The sequence below is a fragment of the Erythrobacter sp. KY5 genome, from assembly GCF_003264115.1.
Taxonomy (GTDB): domain Bacteria; phylum Pseudomonadota; class Alphaproteobacteria; order Sphingomonadales; family Sphingomonadaceae; genus Erythrobacter.
The window spans coordinates 1,117,270-1,131,506 of sequence record NZ_CP021912.1; the positions used below are offsets into that span (position 1 = coordinate 1,117,270).

The window sequence follows — 14,237 nt, forward strand, 5'->3', positions numbered from 1 at the left end:
GCAAGCATCACGTTGGGCAGCTGAGGCTGCGTTGAGGCTATCGGCCCAGCCACGTTGCGACCAGTTCCATCAGGCCACCTTGCTCGCGCGGCGAAATGGGCCGCGCTTCGCCAGGGCATTCGAGGCAATAGGCTTGCACGCCTCTTGTCCCGGCAAGCAGCTGCGCGTCACGTGTGATCTGGCCCAGAAGCGCCTCGCGCTGGTGGGCGGCGAGCGAGAACAGATCGCCCGATCCAGTGAGAGCAGCAGGCGCTGACGTGTCTGTCATCAATTGGCGGATGAGCGAATCGTAGCTGGCTTCCTGCGAGCCGAGGAACCGCGCGTTCCACGAACCCTCTTCAAGCTCGGCTTTCTCGGCGACCCAATTGATCGCGTCCTGCAATCCGCCAAACTGGTCGACCAGGCCAAGCTGGCGCGCCGTGCCGCCGTCCCAGACGCGGCCCTGCGCCATCGTATCGACCTGCTCGGTCGTGATGCCACGCGCCTCGGCGACGCGGGTCAGGAAGTCGTTATAGGTGTCGGTGACGCTCGCCTGCAGGATCGCATCGACTTCGGGTGAGAGGCCGGCGATGATATCCGGCTGGCCCGAAAGCGGGGTCGTGCGAAAGCCTTCAGCGTTGACGCCGATCTCGGCTGCCGCGTCCTCGAAGGTCGGGATGACGGCGAACACACCGATCGAGCCGGTGATGGTTTCAGGCTGCGCGAAGATGCGATCGCTTGACGTGGCGACCCAATAGCCCCCGCTTGCGGCGACATTGCCGAAGGAAACCGCGACGGGGATGTCCTTGTCGCGGAAACGCTGGACCGCGCGGCGGATTTCCTCCGAGGCTAGGACCGATCCGCCGGGCGAGTTAACCCGCACCACAAGGCCCTTGATGTCATCGGTGGCGAGCGCATCGTTGAGAAGGCCTGCGATCCGTGCACCGCCCGCTGCGCCCGGACCTGCATCGCCATCGACGATGGTCCCTGCAACAGTCACAACCGCGATCTCTCCGCTGGAATCGCCGTTGCCGATATCGGCCAGGAACGGTCGAAGGTCGCTCTTGGCATAAGTGCCCGGTTTCTTGGTCGAGGTGTCCTCGCCGACGATCTCTGCGACGCGGGTTCCGAACTCGACCGAGTCGCCCAGCTTGTCGACCAGCCCTGCCTCAAGCGCCGCCTCGGCAAGGTCGCCCGATGACGCTTCGACCCATGCCACCGGATCGCCGATCACGCGGTCGAGATCGAGTGATGGGCGGGCCTTTTTCACATTCGCCTGCCATTCCTCCCACAGCGCGCCGTAAAGCGCCTCGCGGTTTTCGCGCGCGGCGTCGGACGGACCGTTGAGGATATAGGGTTCGACCGCCGACTTGAACTCTCCCACGCGGTAGACGCGGGTGTTGATGTTCAGCTTGTCGAGCAGTTCGGCGTAATAGAGGTTCGCGCCGCCCGGGCCTGCGATGATTGCGCCGCCAAGCGGATCAGCCCACACTTCGCTGGCATGCGCGGCAAGGTGCATGTGATCATCACCATAAGCGATGGCATAGGTAAGCACCGGCTTTTCCGTCTTGCGCACCCGGTCCATGGCTTCGCCGATGGCCTGCATGTGCACCTGACCGCCGCCGACAAAGGCGGTCATGTCCATCACCACGGCCTTTATCCGATCATCGCTGGCGGCTGCGTCGAGAGCGCGGACAAGGTCGCGGGCTTGCAATTCGACCGGCGGCGCGCGGCCGCTGAGCAAGGTGGCGATCGGATCGACCGTCGCGCGCTCTTCGACAACGTATCCCGACATGTCGATATACAGGGCGCCTTCGCGGACCTGTCCGGGATTGGGAGTGGCCGACAGGATGCTGAAAAGGGCAAGGAAGAACAGCAGGAGGAACACGATGACCATCGCGTCTTTGATTCCGACGATGACTTTCCATGCCTTGCCGATGAAGCTCATTACGTTTGCATTTCCTTCTGTGCTACCGGGCCACCCGCTCCCTCCGCCCTTCCACCCGGATCATACTCCGGTGTGACAATCCGGGTGGAAGGGCGGAGGGAGCGGGTGGCCTGGTGTGTTCATCAGATAAGCTCGATGGACGCAAAGTTCCATGGGGAACCGCATGCGTGATGGGTTGAGCGTTCGATAGCACTCGACTAAGGGCGTGGCTTTGATGGACAACATGCCAACTTCGAGCGCAGCTGACCGCTTTCCCGCGGGTCGGCTTGCCTTTCCGCATCGCGATCTCACCGGCATCGGCCAGCTTGAACGGCACGAGATCCTCTACCTTCTCGATCAGGCAGCGCAGTGGGTGGAATTGAACCGCCAGCGCACCAAGCACACCGAGCTGCTCTCCGGCCTTACGATCATCAACGCCTTCTTCGAGAACTCGACCCGCACGCTGCTGTCTTTCGAGATCGCGGGCAAGCGGCTGGGTGCGGACGTGGTGAACATGCACGCCGCGCAGTCGAGCGTTAAGAAGGGCGAGACCCTGATCGATACGGCGATCACGCTCAATGCCATGCGCGCCGATGCCATCGTGATCCGCCACGGGTCGAGCGGCGCGACGCAGCTGATCGCGGACAAGGTCGATTGCCCGGTCTTGAACGCAGGCGATGGACAGCACGAACACCCGACGCAAGGCCTTCTCGACGCGTTGGCTTTGCGCGAAGCTCTGGCGCAGCAGGGGCGGGGCAGCCGCGATGCGCTCGCTGACTTTACCGGGCTTATTATCACGATCTGCGGCGATATCCTGCACAGCCGCGTCGCACGCTCCAACATCCTGTGCCTTCAGGCGATGGGGGCAAGTGTGCGCCTGTGTTCTCCCCCTGCGCTGATGCCGCGAGGGGTTGAGGCGATGGGCGCGCAGCCCTTCCACGATTTCGACGCAGCCCTCGACGGCAGCGATGTCGTCATGATGCTGAGGCTTCAGTCGGAGCGCATGGCGGGCCAGTTCATCCCTTCGGCGCGCGAGTATCACCATCTCTACGGCCTCACCCGGGAGCGGCTGAAGCGCGCGGCGCCCGATGCGCTCGTCATGCATCCCGGCCCCATGAACCGGGGTGTCGAGATCGACAGCGACGTTGCCGATATGCTCGACCGCTCGATCATCACCAGCCAGGTGGAGATGGGCGTCGCGATCCGCATGGCATGCCTCGACGTGCTGACCCGAAGCGCGCGCGGTGTGGAGGGCTGGTCATGAAGCAGGCACGGCCCCTTACCATCACAGGCGGCAAGCTCGTCACGCCCGGCGGCGTCGAAGCGGGCGCACTGCGCATGGCCGACGGCCTGATCGAGGCTGTGGGCGCTGACATCAGCGCCCGCGATGGCGACGAAGTGATCGACGCCAAGGGCAAGCTGATTGCGCCCGGCATCGTGGATTTCGGTGTCTTCGCGGTCGACAAGCCTGCCTTCCATTTTGGTGGTATAACGCGCGCGGCGTTGATGCCTGACCAGTCCCCGCCGCTCGATTATCCGAGCCGGGTCAACTACATCGCCAAGAGCGGGAAGCCTGACCTGTGGGTTCATCCGCTTGCCGCCGCGACACGCGGGCTCGAAGGGGCCGAACTCGCCGAGATTGCACTGATGCGCGATGCGGGCGCGCGCGGTGTTGCGACCGGGCGCAAGTGGATCGCCGATAGCGGCGTCATGCTGCGCCTGTGCCAGTACGCCGCGATGCTGGGCCTCGTCGTGGTCGCCCATGCCGAGGATAGCGGGATCGCGGGCGAAGCCGCCGCCACCGCAGGCGAGGTCGCAACGCGGCTTGGTCTCCCAAGCGCGCCTGCCGAGGCCGAGACGCTGGCGCTTGCGCGCGATATTGCGATTGCCGAGATGAGCGGGGCGAGGGTGCATTTCCGGCAGGTGACGACCGCCGCTGGCTTCGACCTCATGCGCGCGGCCAAGGGTCGCGGCTTGGCGGTCACATGCGGTATTACGCCTGCGCATTTCATGCTGTCCGACCTCGCGACAGCCGACTTCCGTACATTCACACGCCTCTCGCCGCCCTTGCGCAGCGAGGCCGACCGGCAGGCTGCGCGCGCGGCGATTGCCGATGGCACGGTGGACGTCATCGCTAGCGGCCACGATCCGCGCGGGCCAGAGGACAAGCGGCTCCCCTTCGCCGATGCGGCGCCCGGCATGGCAGGAGCAGAGACGCTGCTCGCCATGGTGCTGGGGCTGGTTCGCGATGAGGTGATCGACCTGAGCCGCGCCTTCGACCTGCTCGCCGCCAATCCTGCGACCCTGCTTGGCGTACAAGCCGGGGTGCTCGAAGTCGGGCGAGAGGCAGATGTGGCGGTCATCGATCCTGACGCGCCCTGGTTTGTCGACCGAACCAAGATGGAAGCCACCGCGGACAACACACCTTTCGACCGGCAAGGCGCGCAAGGCCGGGTGAGGGCGCTTATCAAGGGCGGTGTCGCGGTTGAGCTTTGAGCGGCGCGTGGACCGCGCAAGTGGGTGTTTGGGAAAAACTGAACTGTAGGTAAAGCTCTGATATAAAGGTGGATTGCTTGTGGGAGGTGTGACTTTCCGATCAGCTTTCTATTCCCGCGATTGGCGCTGCGTTGCCAGCTGTCTTGTACCGATCAGATCTCGAGTAGGAAAACCAGCGATCTTGCTCTGAGATCGCCCATCCGGGCGATCATCCTCGGCGCTGTTCCTCCGCTTCGCTACGGGCACCTGCGGGCGGGCGATCGCCCTTGCGACATCGAAGGTGTCGAACGCACTCGCTGCGCAGATGAAAAAACTCCCGGTGGCTGGGCCACCGGGAGAAGTTTCGCTGAAGCTCTCAATCAAGAGAGGATGCAAGAAATCCCTTAGCGAGCGGCAATCCGCACGCCGCGATCGACCGCACCTGCGGGCGGGTTCGATGCGGCATAGGCAAAGCAGCCGGTGCCGCCTGCCTTGAGCGTCGAACACATCGAGCGGGCACTGCGCGACTCGAAACCGGCGGCGGCAACGCGGAAATAGGTGCGGCCATTGACCAGCGCTTCGGTAATCACGACGTCGCGGCCCTTCAAATCAGGATAGCGACGCTGGAATTCGGCCCACTTGTTCTCGGCCACCTGGCGATTGTCGAACGCGCCAAGCTGGACGAGGTGAGTGGCCGCCGAACCGCTGGCAACTGCCATGCGGCGCTGCTGCGGAGCGGGCGCTGCCTGCGGAGCGCGCTGGGCCGAAGCTCGCGGTGCTGGTGCTGCCGGAACGTTCTGGACGACAGCGTTCGAGACAAAGCGAGGAGCGCCGCGCGAAGGCGCTGCGGCAACCGCAGGCATGCGGACCGGAGCAGGAGCGGCGGAGGTCGGCGAAGGAGCGGGCTTGGGAGCCTGCGCCACGCGAACCGGAGCGGCGGCTGCTTCATCGGGATCGACCGACTGCACCACGGGACCGCTTTCGACATTCACGGTGTCGATGCCGGCAATGCCGAACGGCATGGGTGCATCGCTGAGCGGCTGGGCCGCTGCAATTGCGACGGGCGCTTCATCGCTTTCGACGATTTCAAAGTCGCCCTGCTCTTGCGCCTCTGCAACCATGGTCGCCATCGCCGGGAAGTTCGACAGGGCAAGGCTCTGCGGCAGGCCGGTGTCGTAGGCCGGGGTAACGCCAAGCAGCGTCGCCACGCGGATCTGGTAATCTTCAGGACGGGCCACTGCCGCCCATTCTGCCATGCGCCCTTCAAGCTGATCGGCGGGCACATCTTCAGCAGCCATAACGCGCGCTGCGGGCCAATTGCCTGACAGCGCATAGGCATAAGCGAGGTTCTGGCGTGCCTTGGGGCTGTTGTGACCATGGCGCACGGCATTGATCAGATATTGAACGCCGCGTTCCGGCTGTCCTGCAAGCGCAAGCGCGAGGCCAAGATCGGCAGGCGCGATGTCGTCTTCGAAGGCCGAAAGCTGGACAAGCGCAGCGCTGTTGTCACCGCTCGCAACCTTTGCAAGCGCATAGCTCAGGACCGTGCGCGGATCGCTTTCACCAAGCTCGATCGATTCTCCGAAAGCGGTCGCGGCAGACTGAAAGCGGCCCGCTTCGAGATAGGCGGCGCCAAGCATCGCGCGATAGCCCGGATTGCGCGGCTCGGCGAGCACGGCAGCTTCGGCGTGGGTAATGGCATGGTCGACCTTGCCCGCGTCAAGCGCGGCCTGTGCCTTGGCGAAGGACGCCTGTGCAGGCGGGGCGCTACCGGCGCAGCTTGCAAGAGCGAAGCTGGCCAGCGCGGTGCTGACAAAGAGGCCGAGTTTGCGACCGCTTGAGGCGCTTTCGGTAAATCCCTGGTTACGGCTGGCCATGTTGGTTTCCTTCAATTTAACCATGTTTGTCTGCGGCTTGGTTGAATGCTTGAGGTTGTTCGTAAAAAATCAGGTGGTTTTGAGCGGTGCGCCCATTTGCGCGCCCATCTGCGCACCCATTTTTTGGGCGAGCGCGTCGAGGTCTTCGATTTCCGACAGCATCGAATCGAGCGCCTGCGTGACGAGCGACTGTGCGCTCACTCCCTGCATCGTCGCAGCGAGGCGAAGCTTGAGATGGCGTTCGGTGTCGAGGCGAAGCGTGAATGCGGCGCGGCGTGCATTGGCGCTTGTCTTGCGCGCGGTCGGCTTGGCCTTGGCGGGCGCTTCGACGGGCGTGGATTTGACGGGCCTGGTTTCGAGGGTCGTGGTTTCGACGGGCTCGTCTTCGACCGGTTCTTCATCGCGGACATTGCCGGTCGCTGCATCGGCTAGGATTCGATCGGCAAGATCGCGCTGCTGGCGGTGCACCAGCGGGCTGCCGACATCGTTGTCTGCACCCAGATCGGCATTCGCCTCTGGCGTCGCCGACGGGATGATGGAGACGATATTCGCGCCGTCCTGCGATGCACCTTCGTCGTCCTGGCCCATGTCGTTCCAGCCCAGATCTTCGAGCTGTTCAGGCTCGACCATCTCGGGCAGCGGCGCGAGTTGCGGACGCATGGCGGGCTTTGCCCCACCCTTGCGTGCAAGCAAAGTCGGTCCAAGCGAGGCGAAGCTGGCTTCGGACATCGGCTCAGCGCTCCCTTACTGGGCTACTCGGCGACCGAAGCCGCCACCGGGACGATGCATGCCGCCTTGCGAATTGATTGCGCCGTGGGCGGTGCCCGGCGCTGCAAAGACCGTGCGGCGGAAATTCTTTTCGAGCCGATCGGAGATATACTTCCACAGAGCGGTGATTTCGGCTGCGGAGCGGCCTTCCGGCTCGACTTCCATGACCGTGCGGCCGTCGATCATAGAGGCGGCAAAATCGGTGCGGTGATGGAGCGTGATCGGTGCAACCGTGCCGTGCTGCGAAAGCGCGACGGCGGCTTCGGAGGTGATCTTGGCCTTGGGCGTCGCGGCATTGACCACGAAGACCAGCGGCTTTCCAGCACGCTCACACAGGTCGACCGTTGCACCCACGGCGCGCAGATCGTGCGGGCTGGGGCGAGTCGGGACGACGATAAGCTCTGCCACACTGATAACCGACTGGATCGCCATCGTGATCGCGGGCGGTGTATCGATGACTGCAAGCTTGAAGCCCTGCTGACGCAGAACGGCAAGGTCGTTTGCGAGACGAGACACGGTGGTCTGCGCAAATGCCGGATATTCCGCTTCGCGTTCGTTCCACCAATCGGCGAGCGAACCTTGCGGGTCGATATCTATAAGTACGACCGGACCGGCGCCAGCGCGCTGAGCCTGAACAGCCAAATGTCCGGAAAGGGTCGTTTTTCCCGATCCGCCCTTCTGCGATGCCAAAGCGAGTACACGCAACGCTCGGTCCCCCTGATTTGTGACCATCTGCGCCGCCCAAATGCGACACTTGAGTAGGATGGATCGCAGACTACCCCTAATTTTGGGTTAACATCGTGCCGCTTGCTCAACGCCGCAGTTTCGCTGGGATGGCGCGCATTGCGCCCATGACGTGGTCAACGATATGCTAACCATTATTTGGTTAAGGATGGGCCGTTATATTCAGATCGCCCGCACGTGGTGCACAGCGTGGAGTTCACTTAAGATGGTAAATCGCAGCCTTTTCAAATCGCTATATGTGGCAGGCATTGTCGCAGCCCCCATGGCAGCGCTTGCACTTTTCGCCGCGCCTGCCGCTGCCAATGTGAAGGCAGGCGTCGATGCCTGGAGCGCCGGTGACTATGCCACGGCGGTTTCCGAATGGCGCGTGCCAGCACAGAACGGCGATGCGGATGCGATTTTCAATCTCGCGCAGGCCTATCGCCTTGGTCGCGGGGTCGATGCCGACATCACCCGCGCGCGCCAGCTTTACGCAGAGGCCGCCGAAAAAGGGCATGTCCAGGCCTCTGACAATTACGGCCTGTTGCTGTTCCAGCAGGGCGAGCAGGACACCGCGATGCCGCTGATCCGTTCGGCTGCCGATCGCGGCGATCCGCGCGCGCAATACGTGCTGGGTCTTGCGCATTTCAACGCGGACTATGCGCAGAAGGACTGGGTGCGCGCCTATGCGTTGATGACGCTTTCCAACGGTTCAGGTCTCCCACAGGCAAGCAACGCATTGCAGCAGATGGACCAGTTTATCCCGCTGACCCAGCGCCAGCGCGCCCAAGTGCTTGCTCGCCAGCTTGAAGAAGATGCGCAAGGGCGGCGCAGCGCTCAGCTTGCAGCCGTCGATCTGGGCACGCGCCCGGTCCCGCCTGCCGCGGTGCCTGCATCCGCTCCGAGCCCGGCACAAGCCGTACCTCAGGTAGCGCCGCCGGCTCAGCCAGCGCCAGCACCGATACCAACGCGTGTCGCCGCGCAGCAAGCCTCCACGCCAGCACCCGTTTCCGCAACGCCGCGCCCATCGGGCAATTGGCGCGTGCAGCTGGGCGCGTTTGGCGTTGCCGGCAACGCTGACAGGCTCTGGTCACAGGTTTCGAACAATCCGGCCCTGTCCGGCACGCGCAAGGCACTGGTTCCGGGCGGCAATGTCACCCGGCTGCAAGCCGTCGGCTTTTCCAGCCGCTCGGCAGCTCAGGCGGCGTGCGACACGCTCAAGCGACAGGGACAGGGCTGCATCGTGGCCGGCGACAGCTAAAAGCCACACCTTGCCGCTTTGATCACAGGCTTTTCGCCTGAACGCTTTTCCTGATCCCCGAGGCTGCTACGGTAGAGCACCTTAGGGATCAGGGGTAACGCAGATGAATGATGCGATTGCGGCAGGACCGGAAGTCTTCTCAGACGAGGCCGTTCCAGACCAGGCACCGGTAAAAACCAGCGAGAGAATTTCGAGCCTCGACTTCATCCGCGGGATCGCGGTCATGGGCATCCTCGCCGCCAACATCGTTGCCTTTGGACAGCCCTTCAACGCTTACATCTACCCTGACGCCTTCGTCGGCGGATCGGGAGATCCCGGTGGCTGGATGTGGATTGCGCAGTTCGTTCTTGTCGATGGCAAGATGCGCGGCCTGTTCACGATCCTGTTTGGTGCAGGCATGTATCTGTTCATGGAGCGCACCTGGAAGCGCGGCGGCACGCGCAAGCTGCAATTGTGGCGCCTTTTCATCCTGCTGATCTTCGGCCTGATCCATTTTTTCTTCATCTGGATCGGCGACATCCTCGCCATGTACGCGATGATCGGCTTCATCGCGGTCGCGTGCATGCGCTGGACGGTGAAGTCGCAGCTTGTCATCGGTCTGGTCGGCTATTTCTTCGGCGCGCTGTTGTATCTGGCGATGTTCTCCTTCCCGTATCTCGTCGTCGATACGCCGGTTGGCGACCCGGCCGGAATGGCCGAAGCGCGCACAGCGATGGAAGCGGGCATCACCGCTGCTCTCGAAGACGATGCCGAGATGACCGAGATCAAGCAGGCAGGCGATTACCGCGCTTTTGTTCAGCGCCGCGTGAGCGAGGAAGCCTCGTTGGTTTTGGTCAATCCTGCGCTGTTCTTCTTCGAGACCTTCCCGCTGATGCTGATCGGCATGGCGCTCTACCGCCTTGGTTTCTTCAGCGGTGCATTCACGCGTTCGCGGATGGTCCTGTGGGGCTGGATAGGCGTAATCGGCGGAGGCCTCGCTCATTTCGGACTTGGTCTGATCGTTAAGCAGGCAGGCTTCACCTTCTACGCAGGCAATGCCGCGTTTCTTGGCTGGAGCCCGCTGCCGCGCCTTGCGATGGTTCTTGGCCTCGCGGCGCTGCTCGTCACCTATTCACCCGCCTGGACCGGCTGGCTGGCCGAGCGTGTGCGCGCGGCGGGCAGGGCGGCTTTCACGAATTATCTCGGCACCTCGATTGTGATGCTGTTCGTCTTTCACGGCTGGGCATTGGGACTGTTCGGCGAACTCGATCGCCCGCAACTGTACCTTGTGACCGCGCTCACATGGGTGTTGATGCTGGCGTGGTCGAAGCCGTGGCTCGACCGATACCGCTATGGCCCGCTTGAATGGCTGTGGCGCTGCCTCACATACCGCCAGGTCTTTCCTCTGAAACGATAGCGCGCGAGGCCGCTTATTCCGGCGCAAGCATGTAGGCAGCCATGACGGGCTCATCCTCGTCGGGTAACGCGGTGAGCGCTTCGTAAACTGCGACGCCGATGGCGCATTGCTGGGGCGGGGGGAGCGCTTCCATCTGCTCTGTCGACCCAAGGGCAGCCTGCAACGGCGGGGCAAGGCCCGTTGCCGCGATCGCATTGCCGAATTGCTGGAGGTCCTCCTCATCCGGGCTGGCATATTGCGACGGCATCTGCCTGCCAGCCGAAGCCGCGCGCACCATGGCGGCGTTCCTTCGAGCGATTGCCGCTGTCGCCTCCTGATTGTCAGGGTCGATGGTGATCCACTCTCCCATGGTCAACCGTGCGCATTGCTGTTTCGCGGCGCTCTGGAGGCTGGTGTAAAGCGCATGCTCTGCCTTGCTCCAGGCGAGCAATTGTCTGGGCGGTGAGCGCACGGCATCGGGCGCAACGCGTTCGAAAAAGGCCTGAACCCAGCGAGCGCCAATCGCTTCGATCGCGGCCTCATCGCTGCGTTGCTTTTCGTCGAGCGTTTCGATCTCTTTGACCAGCGCGGCAAAATCCTCCGGATATTCCTCCATGATGGTGCGCCACAATTCCTCCTGCCCCGGCGTGCCCAAAATGCTCGCTTCGATGGCGGATCGCTCGCTTTCGGGACCGGCAGAGCACGCTGCAAGCGCGAGCGCCCAGGCGCCGAGCATTATCCTGCCGCAAGCATGCCAATTGAGGTTCCGGCTTCGCGCCAAGGCCCATGATCCCAAAAGCGTATCGACACAAAATGGTCGCAACGCGGTTCAGTCTAACCACGCTTTGAACCGGGGCAATTGCAAATGTGAGCGCAGGGCCCGGAGGAGTTTTGCCGGTTTTCGCGCAAATCAGCTTGCTATTGCGATTGAGTTGCATATATTCCTTTTTGCAAACGCCTCGCAGGAGAGATTCGCGCCGTCATGTACATCTGCATCTGCAATGCCATCCGGGAAACCGACCTTCGTGCGGCCGCGTTGACAAGCGGCGGCGATGCTGAGGCGACTTATGCATCTTTGGGCAAGCGCCCCAATTGCGGCCAATGCCTTGCAAAGGCTGGCGAAATTCTGGAGCAGGAACGCGCACTTGTCGCCAGCCTCGCTCCCAAGCCGATGGAATGCGAGAAAGTCGCATTATAAGTTTCTGAAGCGCAATTGCGAATGGGTCGCAAAGCCCTGATTTTAAACGAAAAATCTCTGTCATCCCCTTGCGCATAGGGGGTGCGAGGCTCTATATGTCTCCTTGCTGGCGCCGGTGCATTGACCTGGCGCAAACTCAAATTTGCAAGGAAAGAGAGCCATGAAGGGCGATCCGAAAGTCATCGAATACCTCAACAAGGCGCTCACGAACGAGCTGACCGCGATCAACCAGTACTGGCTGCACTATCGCGTGCTTGCCGACTGGGGCATCTCCAAGCTTGCCGAATATGAGCGCAAGGAATCGATTGAGGAAATGCAGCACGCCGACAGGCTGGCCGAACGCATCCTGTTCCTCGAAGGGCTTCCCAATTTCCAGGCGATTCACAACCTGAAGGTCGGCGAAAGCGTCGAGGAGATCCTGAAAGCCGATCTCGCGCTCGAACACGAAGCGATCCCGCTCCTGCGCGATGCAGCCGAATACGCGAAGAGCGTGCGCGACTATACGTCGGAGACGCTGTTCGAAGACATCCTCGCCAACGAGGAAGAGCATGTCGATTTCCTCGAAACGCAGTTCGACATGATCGAGCGCATGGGCTTGCAGAACTACAACCAGCTGCAAAGCGCGCCTGCTGGCGAAGGGGAAACCGGCGCAGGCGCCTGATGTTTAAAACCGCCTTTCGGCGTCGCAAAAAAGGGCGGAGGCTTTTTCAGCCTTCGCCCTTTTTCTTGCGCCAACGCTGCTCGCGCGGGCCCTCTGAGGCCATGAGCGTTTCGCGAAGGAACGAGAACAGGCCGATGATCAGGAGCACGACGGTGGTCACCCAAAGAACCGCGACAATCGTGCCCAGCCGCGTCTCGATGTAAGCCGAGACGAACAGCAGCGCGATGACGATGCTGATGACGACGGCGGCGGCGGTAGCAAACTTGATCGCGCTCCGGGCGAGAACGCGGCGGCGCTTGAGCCAGTCGAGCTCGCGCCTTTGTTCAGACGTGTGATCATCGTCGGATGTTTCGCAGAGCCTTTCAATCCGCCCAGCGATCCAGGTGACGCGCGCCATGATGACATTCATGATGCTGCCGATCCCAACCAGCAGGAACGCCGGCGCAAGGCTCAATTGCACGGCGCGCAGCACACGCGGCGTATCGGCGGTGCGTTCAAGCAGGTCGCTCGCGATATTGGCTGCCAGTGATAGGTCGAGCATCACGTCTTCGACGATCCCCCGGAATAGTTGCCGCCGCCTCCGCGATTGGCGTTGTAGGGGTTCTTGGACGACTTCAGCGTCACGCGAACCGGCACCGCTTCAAAGCCGAGTTTCGAGCGAATGCCGTTCACCAGATAGCGCTCATAGCTTTTGGGCAGATCATCGAGGCGCGAACCGAAAATCACGAAACGCGGCGGGCGGGTGCCTGCCTGCGTAATGTATCTGAGCTTGATCCGGCGGCCTCCGGGTGCGGGCGGAGGATTGGCGTCGAGCGCGTCGTCAAACCAGCGGTTGAGCGCGGCGGTCGGCACACGCTTCGACCAGCTGTCGCGCAAGGTGAAGGCCGCGCCCAGCATGGCGTCGAGGCCTTTGCCGGTCTTCGCGCTGACCGACATGACCGGAAGCCCGCGCACCTGCGCAAGCCCATCGTGAAGCGCCTGCTTGATCCCGTTGAACAGTGCGGAGGCATCCTCGGCCACGTCCCACTTGTTGATCGCAACCATCAGCGCGCGCCCTTCTTCAAGGGCGAGCGATGCGATCTTGAGATCCTGGTGCTCAAGCCCTTGCGTCGCATCGAGCAGCAGCACGACGACTTCGGCAAAGTCGACCGCGCGGCGCGCATCGGCAACGGAAAGCTTCTCGAGCTTTTCGACCACATTGCGCTTCTTGCGCATGCCAGCCGTATCGATCAGGCGAATTTCGCGCGTTTCGCCGGATTTGGGGTCAGTCCACTCCCAGTCGATCGCAATCGAATCGCGCGTGATGCCAGCTTCCGGCCCGGTCAGAAGGCGATCTTCGCCCAGCAGCCTGTTGATGAGCGTCGATTTCCCCGCATTGGGCCGACCCACGATTGCGAGCTTGAGAGGGCCAAGCGGGGCGTCTTCGTCCTCGCTCTCCTCTATTTCGTCCTCGATCTCGGCAGCCTCGGACTTCTCGCCGATAATGGGCCACAGCCCTCCGAACAGGTCTGCGATGCCCTCGCCATGCTCGGCGGACACAGCGAGCGGCTCGCCAAAGCCGAGCGAATAAGCTTCGAGCACGCCGCTTTCGCCTGCCGAACCCTCGGCCTTGTTGGCGACGAGCACGATCGGCACGTCATGTTCGCGCAAATACCGCGCGATTTCTTCGTCGAGCGGGTTCAGGCCCGCGCGTGCATCAATCACGAACAGCGCTGCGTCGGCACCTTCCAGGCTCGCCTCGGTCTGCTTGCGCATCCGGCCGGGCAGGGTGAGTTCGTCCTCATCCTCCCAACCGGCCGTATCGACGATGGTGAATTTCATCCCCGCGATTTCAGCGTCGCCCATGCGGCGGTCGCGCGTCACGCCCGGCTGATCATCGACCAGCGCGAGTTTCTTGCCGACGAGCCGATTGAACAGCGTCGACTTGCCCACATTGGGGCGTCCGATGATGATGACCTGGGGTTTCATTTGCCTCGCAAGTGGCGCTTCACAC

13 protein-coding genes are annotated in these 14,237 nt (G+C 62.7%); 6 read left to right on the forward strand and 7 right to left on the reverse strand.

The annotated features are described in order from the left end of the window. Positions 1-37: 37 nt before the first annotated feature. Complete coding sequence (gene sppA, locus CD351_RS05350; protein WP_111991643.1) at positions 38-1,927, reverse strand: signal peptide peptidase SppA; 1,890 nt, start codon at positions 1,925-1,927, stop codon at positions 38-40. A gap of 214 nt (positions 1,928-2,141) precedes the next feature. Between sppA and CD351_RS05355 the strand changes: the two genes are divergently transcribed. After that, positions 2,142-3,170 (forward strand): aspartate carbamoyltransferase catalytic subunit, encoded by a 1,029-nt coding sequence (locus CD351_RS05355; RefSeq protein ID WP_174214247.1) that lies wholly within the window; start codon positions 2,142-2,144, stop codon positions 3,168-3,170. Beyond that, a complete protein-coding gene (locus CD351_RS05360) occupies positions 3,167-4,402 on the forward strand; it encodes a dihydroorotase family protein (RefSeq protein ID WP_111991644.1) in 1,236 nt (411 codons plus the stop codon). The genes CD351_RS05355 and CD351_RS05360 overlap by 4 nt, the downstream gene beginning before the upstream one ends. Before the next feature lie 383 nt (positions 4,403-4,785). Here CD351_RS05360 and CD351_RS05370 read toward each other — a convergent pair whose 3' ends face one another. The 3 genes from CD351_RS05370 to CD351_RS05380 all read right to left on the reverse strand — a co-directional run bounded on the left by CD351_RS05370 (position 4,786) and on the right by CD351_RS05380 (position 7,731). Beyond that, a complete protein-coding gene (locus CD351_RS05370) occupies positions 4,786-6,258 on the reverse strand; it encodes an SPOR domain-containing protein (protein WP_162627623.1) in 1,473 nt (490 codons plus the stop codon). 69 nt (positions 6,259-6,327) lie between these two features. Continuing rightward, positions 6,328-6,987: a hypothetical protein gene (locus tag CD351_RS15675; protein ID WP_162627624.1), complete on the reverse strand. Its 660-nt coding sequence runs from the start codon at positions 6,985-6,987 to the stop codon at positions 6,328-6,330. A 15-nt stretch (positions 6,988-7,002) separates the two neighbouring features. After that, a complete protein-coding gene (locus CD351_RS05380; protein ID WP_111993610.1) occupies positions 7,003-7,731 on the reverse strand; it encodes a ParA family protein in 729 nt (242 codons plus the stop codon). A 301-nt stretch (positions 7,732-8,032) separates the two neighbouring features. On the opposite strand from CD351_RS05380, the gene CD351_RS05385 reads away from it, so the two are divergent. Continuing rightward, positions 8,033-9,010 (forward strand): SPOR domain-containing protein, encoded by a 978-nt coding sequence (locus tag CD351_RS05385; protein ID WP_234027240.1) that lies wholly within the window; start codon positions 8,033-8,035, stop codon positions 9,008-9,010. 103 nt (positions 9,011-9,113) lie between these two features. Next, on the forward strand, positions 9,114-10,406 hold the full coding sequence (locus tag CD351_RS05390; protein WP_111991649.1) for a DUF418 domain-containing protein: 1,293 nt from the start codon (positions 9,114-9,116) through the stop codon (positions 10,404-10,406). 13 nt (positions 10,407-10,419) lie between these two features. Here the strand turns inward: CD351_RS05390 and CD351_RS05395 are convergent, their stop codons facing one another. Further along, positions 10,420-11,121 (reverse strand): hypothetical protein, encoded by a 702-nt coding sequence (locus tag CD351_RS05395; protein ID WP_111991650.1) that lies wholly within the window; start codon positions 11,119-11,121, stop codon positions 10,420-10,422. A gap of 246 nt (positions 11,122-11,367) precedes the next feature. Between CD351_RS05395 and CD351_RS05400 the strand changes: the two genes are divergently transcribed. Together CD351_RS05400 and bfr are read left to right on the forward strand one after the other, a co-directional pair. Continuing rightward, positions 11,368-11,583, forward strand: a complete 216-nt coding sequence (locus tag CD351_RS05400) for a bacterioferritin-associated ferredoxin (protein ID WP_111991651.1) — start codon at positions 11,368-11,370, stop codon at positions 11,581-11,583. A gap of 160 nt (positions 11,584-11,743) precedes the next feature. Next, positions 11,744-12,244 carry a bacterioferritin gene (bfr, locus tag CD351_RS05405; protein WP_111991652.1) on the forward strand — a complete coding sequence of 167 codons (501 nt, stop codon included), beginning with the start codon at positions 11,744-11,746 and terminating at the stop codon, positions 12,242-12,244. Positions 12,245-12,290: 46 nt separating this feature from the next. Here bfr and CD351_RS05410 read toward each other — a convergent pair whose 3' ends face one another. Next, the gene (locus CD351_RS05410) at positions 12,291-12,785 is read right to left on the reverse strand and encodes a DUF2721 domain-containing protein (protein ID WP_111991653.1); all 495 of its coding nucleotides are present in this window, start codon (positions 12,783-12,785) and stop codon (positions 12,291-12,293) included. Then, complete coding sequence (gene der / locus CD351_RS05415; RefSeq protein WP_111991654.1) at positions 12,785-14,212, reverse strand: ribosome biogenesis GTPase Der; 1,428 nt, start codon at positions 14,210-14,212, stop codon at positions 12,785-12,787. Before der ends, CD351_RS05410 begins: the two co-directional genes overlap by 1 nt. Positions 14,213-14,237: the final 25 nt, after the last annotated feature.